Annotated in this window: 5 protein-coding genes; 3 read left to right on the top strand and 2 right to left on the bottom strand. The window is 38.6% G+C overall.

Annotated elements, in window-relative coordinates:
• Positions 1 to 37: 37 nt before the first annotated feature.
• Positions 38 to 1,330 (bottom strand): MFS transporter, encoded by a 1,293-nt coding sequence (locus tag HMPREF0518_RS06920; protein ID WP_003627394.1) that lies wholly within the window; start codon positions 1,328 to 1,330, stop codon positions 38 to 40.
• Positions 1,331 to 1,435: 105 nt separating this feature from the next.
• Between HMPREF0518_RS06920 and HMPREF0518_RS06915 the strand changes: the two genes are divergently transcribed.
• A complete protein-coding gene (locus HMPREF0518_RS06915) occupies positions 1,436 to 2,416 on the top strand; it encodes a hypothetical protein (protein ID WP_020828954.1) in 981 nt (326 codons plus the stop codon).
• 63 nt (positions 2,417 to 2,479) lie between these two features.
• Here HMPREF0518_RS06915 and HMPREF0518_RS06910 read toward each other — a convergent pair whose 3' ends face one another.
• Positions 2,480 to 2,839: an aggregation-promoting factor C-terminal-like domain-containing protein gene (locus tag HMPREF0518_RS06910; RefSeq protein ID WP_003627391.1), complete on the bottom strand. Its 360-nt coding sequence runs from the start codon at positions 2,837 to 2,839 to the stop codon at positions 2,480 to 2,482.
• A 206-nt stretch (positions 2,840 to 3,045) separates the two neighbouring features.
• On the opposite strand from HMPREF0518_RS06910, the gene HMPREF0518_RS06905 reads away from it, so the two are divergent.
• Positions 3,046 to 5,580, top strand: coding sequence for a M1 family metallopeptidase (locus tag HMPREF0518_RS06905; protein ID WP_003627390.1), 2,535 nt, complete (start codon positions 3,046 to 3,048; stop codon positions 5,578 to 5,580).
• A 109-nt stretch (positions 5,581 to 5,689) separates the two neighbouring features.
• Positions 5,690 to 6,547: peptide MFS transporter (locus tag HMPREF0518_RS06900; RefSeq protein ID WP_035518297.1), on the top strand; the 858-nt coding region annotated here is incomplete at its 3' end.

The following is a 6,547-nucleotide window of genomic DNA, read 5'->3' as shown; positions in this document are numbered from 1 at the left end:
ATTATGGATTAAAAGTAAAACTAGTGAAAGAGATTACTTATTTATCTCGATAAGAAATACCCCATGCGAAGATCAAAATTAAAATAAAGTTCAATAATAAAGTAAATCCGGTTACCCAGAAAACAGTCGCATAGTTTGAAAAACCCGAAATGGCAGAACCCATTAATGATCCAAGTACTGCACCTATTGCTTGGAAAGACTGATTATAACTAAAAATTCGACCAAAACTTTCTTTAGGAGTATTCAGAGTTAAAACAGTTTGAGCTGCAGGCAACATTCCCGCACTAGCAATACCTAATAAGAAACGTAAGAAGGCAAGCATCCACGGATTATTAGTTAAAGCCATTGGTGCAAATAAAATGAAGCCGATGACTAAACCTACACGCAAAACGCGTAACGGCCCAATTTCATCCATCTTATGGCCAATCTTAGATGCAGCAAGCAAAGTACCAAGTCCTGGCGTTGCTGCTACGATACCAGCAACAAATGCAACATCAGAACCATGAGGCATCATTGATTTTACGTATAATGAAACGATAGGATCAATTGACATAGTTGAAGATTGAACCAACAGCGTAGTGATGAACATAACGATAATTAATTTAATGCTTGGCAAACTCTTCATGATTTCGCTCATTGGCTTCATCTTTTCGCGAGAAATTGGGGTGAAGTCTTCATGAACCAGGAATGTTGTTCCTAAAAATACGATGAACATCAAGACACCAGTAATAAAGAACGGAATACGATAGCCCCACGCACCGCCAAAGATATTGCCAAAGAAACTGGAAAGGGTACCACCTAATAATGGGCCGACCAAGTTGCCGGCAGTACCAGCGGTCATCATCTGACTCATTACCCAGCCGCTACGTTCGTGCGGCGTTTCACTGGCCATCAATGCGGTAGCGTTGTTGATATAACCCGAAAAAGCTCCCTGGATGAATCGCATGATAACGATATAAATCGCATTTGGTGCAAAACCAGTCAAGGTAATAGTAATTGCCATTACGCCGGATGCACGCATACACATTAGTTTTCTTCCTTTACGGTCAGCTAAACTGCCCCAATATGGAGAAACTATTGCCTGGTCAATAAAGGTCATCGCAAATGCTAGACCAGAATATAGGTTAATTTGTAATTTAGAATAATTACCCAAATCAGAAATAAACAGTGAGATAAAGGGCATTGTCATTGAGAAGCCCATCCCGGTAATGAAACAACCTAGCCACAGGGTATAAAAAGCTTTGTGCCACCCCGCAGGCAGATTGCGTGATTTAATAGCAGTCAAATTGTCATCTCTTTCAAAAAAATAAGAATGGTTTTTAACATCCATTTTAGCACATACAAAAAACTAAATATTTTTCCAATTTTTTACAATAGAAAAACTATTAACCAAAAAATGTGCTACGATAATGGTTCTAGAAGGGAGTTATTCTTTATGGCACATATGTCACGGCGAGAATATCGCATGAAGAAGGAACATGGACAAGGCGGTGCAGATCAATCACGAGTTAATTATGCTAAAAATAAGGCAAATAGTCGTGAAGAATTTAGAAGCAAAAAAATTAGCAACCCTAAACCTGCTGCTAATACCAAAATTGATCTTTCACGAGAAAATTATAATCACGTAAAGCTTAACTTTTGGACAATCTTTTCTGATCGACCATACATCTCAGTTGCAATTATTGTTCTAGCACTATTTCTTGCCATGATTAAATTATGGTGGGGATTATTAATCTTACTGTTAGTAGTAATTGTCGGAATATATGTCATTGGCCACAGTCACCACCCTCATCAGGTGCTTAGTCTTGAGTTTCATTTAAAGGCCTCAAGAAAATTAAGCATGTTAAGAGCTTTAGAGTTAGGTGGCTCAGTTACCATGTTTTTGGCTACCTATATGAAACAGGTGGTTATTGTTGATTTCTCATCAGCAGGTTCAACTGATAGTTTCCAAATTATCCAAGGAGCCTTATCCAATAATGGTGGTTACTATGGTCAGCAAGGATCGTATTTCTTGAGTTTGTTAAATACAGTTACTGGCGGTCAGCTTTGGAGTTCATATCGTTATGCTACAAATAGTGCGCAAATGATGGATAGCAACTCAGGGCGCTGGATTATTATGTGGATCATGCTTTTGATGATTGCCCCAGCTTTTTGTGTATTGGCACAATTCTTTAAAGAACCATATTCTAGAAATGTGACTTTGATTACTTCATTGATTACCACATTTAGTTTTATCTTAACTCCTGTTTTAATGCGTAAATGGGTAGTTGGTTATGCTATGGAAAACCAAATGGCGAGAGAAGCAGCGAATAATGCTGTTCACATTGGGACGATGGCCTACGTTGGAATGGCTTGCTCGATCCTAGTATTAATAATTGCAACCTATCGGGTAATTAAACAAGACAAGTTTGAATAAAGAAAAAACAGCTTAGTCAACTTGACTAGGCTGTTTTTTTGGAAATTAAGGAATAAATTAATTTTAGTACCAGTTATGTGCTAACCAAAATCTCATAGCGTTAACCCATGAACCGTAACGACCATAAACGTATCTGTCAGCAGTACGTTCTTGGTTCTTTGGTGATAAGTCACCGTGTAAGTAACCGATGCTTAATTGGTACTTACCGTAACATGAACCGTTTCTAGCGGTGTAGCTACCACCTGATTCACGCATTGCGATCCATCTCTTAGCTGCCTTTTCTTTATTAGACATCTTCTTAGCAGCTTGAACAGTTTGACTGGTAGAATTGTTAGCAAAAGTTTGTGCAACTGCGACACACGCAAAGGCAAGTGCTAATGCAGCTACTAATTTAACAAAAATAGATTTAACTTGTTTACTCATTGATTTCATTCCTTATTAAAACTTACTTTTAAAAAATTTATATAGTTCTTAATGACTATGCTTATATATTACAAGATCTATATGACAGCAATGTTACAAAACGGAAACGGCACTCTTACAATCAGAAAGAAATTGCCTTTTTTAAGCACTTTTACCGATATTTTGGTAAAATTTAGAATGAATTATGCTAATTAGGAGGCAAATATATGGCAGTTAAACGTTTCTATAAAACTTTCCACCCAGAACATTACGATTTGCGTATTAATGTAAACCGTAAGAATAAAACTATTAATGGTACTTCCACAATTACTGGTGATGTAATTGAAAATCCAGTACTTATTAACCAAAAATTTATGACCATTGATAGCGTTAAGGTTGATGGTAAAAATGTTGATTTTGATGTAATCGAAAAAGATGAAGCAATCAAAATTAAAACAGGAGTAACTGGCAAAGCTGTAATCGAAATTGCTTATAGCGCACCACTTACTGATACTATGATGGGTATTTATCCTTCATATTACGAATTAGAAGGTAAGAAGAAGCAAATCATCGGTACGCAATTCGAAACTACTTTTGCTCGCCAAGCATTCCCATGTGTGGACGAACCTGAAGCTAAAGCTACATTCTCACTTGCTCTTAAGTGGGATGAACAAGATGGTGAAGTTGCACTTGCTAATATGCCAGAAGTAGAAGTTGACAAGGATGGCTACCACCACTTTGAAGAAACTGTCCGCATGTCTAGTTACTTAGTTGCCTTTGCCTTTGGTGAATTACAATCTAAGACTACTCATACTAAGGATGGCGTATTAATTGGCGTTTACGCAACTAAGGCACACAAGCCTAAGGAATTAGACTTCGCTTTGGACATTGCTAAGCGCGCAATTGAATTTTACGAAGAATTCTACCAAACCAAATACCCACTTCCACAGTCATTGCAACTTGCATTGCCAGACTTCTCAGCTGGTGCCATGGAAAACTGGGGTCTTGTAACTTACCGTGAAGCATACTTGCTCCTTGACCCAGACAATACTAGCTTGGAAATGAAGAAGTTAGTTGCCACAGTTATTACCCATGAATTGGCTCACCAATGGTTCGGTGACTTGGTAACCATGAAGTGGTGGGACAACTTATGGCTTAACGAAAGTTTTGCCAACATGATGGAATACTTATCAGTTGATGGTTTGGAACCTGACTGGCACATCTGGGAAATGTTCCAAACTAGTGAAGCTTCATCTGCATTGAACAGAGATGCTACTGATGGTGTTCAACCAATTCAAATGGAAATTAATGACCCAGCAGATATTGACTCAGTCTTTGACAGTGCCATTGTTTATGCTAAGGGTTCAAGAATGTTAGTCATGGTTCGTTCACTTCTTGGTGACGACGCACTTCGCAAGGGTCTTAAGTACTACTTCGACCACCATAAGTTTGGCAATGCCACTGGTGATGACCTTTGGGATGCACTTTCAACTGCAACTGATCTTGATATTGGTAAAATCATGCACTCATGGCTTAAGCAACCTGGTTACCCAGTAGTTAATGCCTTCGTTGCTGAAGATGGTCATTTGAAGCTTACGCAAAAGCAATTCTTCATTGGTGAAGGTGAAGATAAGGGTAGACAATGGCAAATTCCATTGAATGCTAACTTCGACGCACCTAAGATTATGTCTGATAAGGAAATTGACTTAGGCAGTTACAAGGTACTTCGCGAAGAAGCAGGTCACCCACTTAGACTTAATGTTGGCAACAACTCACACTTCATCGTTGAATATGACAAGACTTTGCTTGATGATATTTTGTCAGATGTTAATGAATTGGATCCAATTGATAAGTTACAATTGCTTCAAGACTTACGTCTCTTAGCAGAAGGTAAGCAAATTTCTTACGCTTCAATTGTTCCACTTTTGGTTAAATTCGCTGATTCTAAGTCAAGCTTGGTAATTAACGCACTTTACACTACTGCAGCTAAGCTTCGTCAATTCGTTGAACCAGAATCAAATGAAGAAAAGAACTTGAAGAAGCTTTATGATCTCTTATCAAAGGATCAAGTTGCACGTTTAGGCTGGGAAGTAAAGCCAGGCGAAAGCGATGAAGATGTTCAAATTCGTCCATACGAGTTGAGTGCAAGTCTTTACGCTGAAAATGCGGACTCAATTAAGGCAGCTCACCAAATCTTTACTGAAAATGAAGATAACTTGGAAGCATTGAATGCAGATATTCGTCCATACGTTTTAATCAATGAAGTTAAGAACTTTGGCAATGCTGAATTAGTTGATAAGTTAATTAAGGAATACCAAAGAACAGCTGACCCATCATACAAGGTTGACTTACGCAGCGCTGTAACCAGCACCAAGGATCTTGCAGCTATCAAGGCTATTGTTGGCGACTTTGAAAATGCTGACGTAGTTAAGCCACAAGATTTATGTGATTGGTACCGTGGTTTACTTGCTAACCATTATGGTCAACAAGCAGCTTGGGACTGGATCAGAGAAGACTGGGATTGGCTTGACAAGACTGTTGGTGGTGACATGGAATTTGCTAAATTTATCACTGTTACTGCAGGCGTCTTCCATACCCCAGAAAGACTTAAGGAATTCAAAGAATTCTTTGAACCAAAGATTAATGTTCCACTTCTTAGTCGTGAAATTAAGATGGACGTTAAGGTCATCGAAAGCAAGGTTAACTTGATCGAAGCTGAAAAAGATGCTGTTAATGATGCAGTTGCTAAAGCAATTGATTAAGTAATATAAAGTAATAAAAATAAGGATCTATCTGTAAATAGGATAGGTCCTTATTTTTCGTGGTGTAATTGTTTTTATTGCTTACCTTAGATAAGAAAGGAGTTTTTCTTTGGGTAAACGAGATTCAAATACAGCATTCTTTGGACAGCCAAAGGGCTTGTCCACTTTATTCTTCACTGAAATGTGGGAGCGTTTCAGTTACTACGGCATGCGGGCTATCTTATTATTCTACATGTATTACGCAGTTACCAAAGGTGGTTTGGGGATGTCTCAAACTACTGCTGCTTCAATCATGTCGATCTATGGTTCGCTTGTTTATTTATCAACACTAGTTGGAGGCTGGCTTTCTGACAGAGTATGGGGCTCTAGAAAAACAGTCTTCTACGGCGGTGTGCTTATTATGTTGGGACACATCGTTTTGGCTTTGCCAGCTGGTGTAACGGTGCTATACAGGTCGATTGCTTTAATCGTTGTAGGTACTGGATTATTAAAGCCGAACGTATCCGATATGGTTGGTGGTCTTTATTCGGTTGAAGATCGCCGTCGTGACGCTGGTTTCAGTATTTTTGTTTTCGGGATTAACTTAGGCTCATTTATTGCTCCATGGCTTGTACCATGGGCAGCTCAGGGCTTCGGTGTCCATATTTTTGGTAGCCAATTGAACTTCCATGCAGGATTCTCATTAGCTGCAGTTGGTATGTTCTTTGGTTTAGTACAATATGTACTTGGTGGTAAAAAATACTTATCAACTGAAAGTCTGACACCTAATGATCCTATTGATAAAGGCGATTTGCTTAATGTGATCAAGTGGGTTGTCATTATTATCATCGCAATTGTTGCAATTTTAGCCGCTATGGCAGGAGTAGGGCAATTAAGCGTTGATAATGTAATTACCTTATTAACTATTTTGGCGATTGCATTGCCAATCTACTACTTCGTGATGATGTTTCGCAGCTCAAAGGTTACT

Source organism: Lactobacillus helveticus DSM 20075 = CGMCC 1.1877 (assembly GCF_000160855.1).
Classification (GTDB): domain Bacteria; phylum Bacillota; class Bacilli; order Lactobacillales; family Lactobacillaceae; genus Lactobacillus; species Lactobacillus helveticus.
This window is presented reverse-complemented; position numbering and strand designations above follow the sequence as displayed.